Source organism: Staphylococcus sp. HMSC070D05 (assembly GCF_001815595.1).
In the GTDB taxonomy this organism is placed as follows: Bacteria; Bacillota; Bacilli; order Staphylococcales; family Staphylococcaceae; genus Staphylococcus; species Staphylococcus hominis.
On sequence record NZ_KV821145.1, the window covers coordinates 23,477 to 24,293 of the forward strand.

1 pseudogene is annotated in these 817 nt (G+C 27.8%); it reads left to right on the top strand.

The features are described from left to right. Positions 1 to 817 (top strand): annotated as a pseudogene (locus HMPREF3046_RS11540) (transposase); the annotation flags it as partial.

Sequence of the window (817 nt, forward strand, 5' to 3'; positions counted from 1 at the left end):
TTTATGAGAATGAAAGAAGATTATATGAAAAAATGGACAACTCAAACCAGGGTATCATTTGCAAATAGCGACAAATTCTCCATTTGTTTTATCTTATCATGTGTATCAAAATCCGACTGATACAAGAACAATGATACCATTTTTAAATTCAATTCAAGAGACCTACGGTCATTTACCTGAATATATTGTAGCTGATGCAGGTTATGGTAGCGAACCCAATTATATGGCAATTATAGATGATTTTAATCGAATACCACTTATAACCTACGGTATGTTTATAAAAGATAAAAAATATAAAAGTGCCATCTTTAATACTCAAAATTAGGGTTATAATGAAATTAGAGATGAATACATTTGTCCAAACAATAAAAGACTAGGATTTAAAAGATATGCCTATCGCTACGATAAATATGTTTTAAACGAGACTTTAAATGATATGAATGTGATGATTGTTTAGAATGTCCTCTGAAACATCAATGCATGAATTTCAATACAAAAACAAATAAAAAAATAATGAAAGGTTATAATTGGGAATATTTTAAAGCCCAAATTAATAAAAACCTTTCAGAACCAAAAACAAAAACCATCTATAGTCAAAGAAAAATCGATGTAGAGTCTGTTTTTGCATTTATGAAGGCGATTTTTGTTTCCCTCGAATATCCATTAGAGAGATAATTAAAGTTAAAAGAGAACTAGGAGTTGTGCTAATGGCACTTAATATAAGAAAAGTAACAACTTAACAAGCTGAAAATAATCAAAAAATTATAAAAAAGACAATTTCTATCTTATTTCAATAGAAATTGTCTTTTTTCACTTA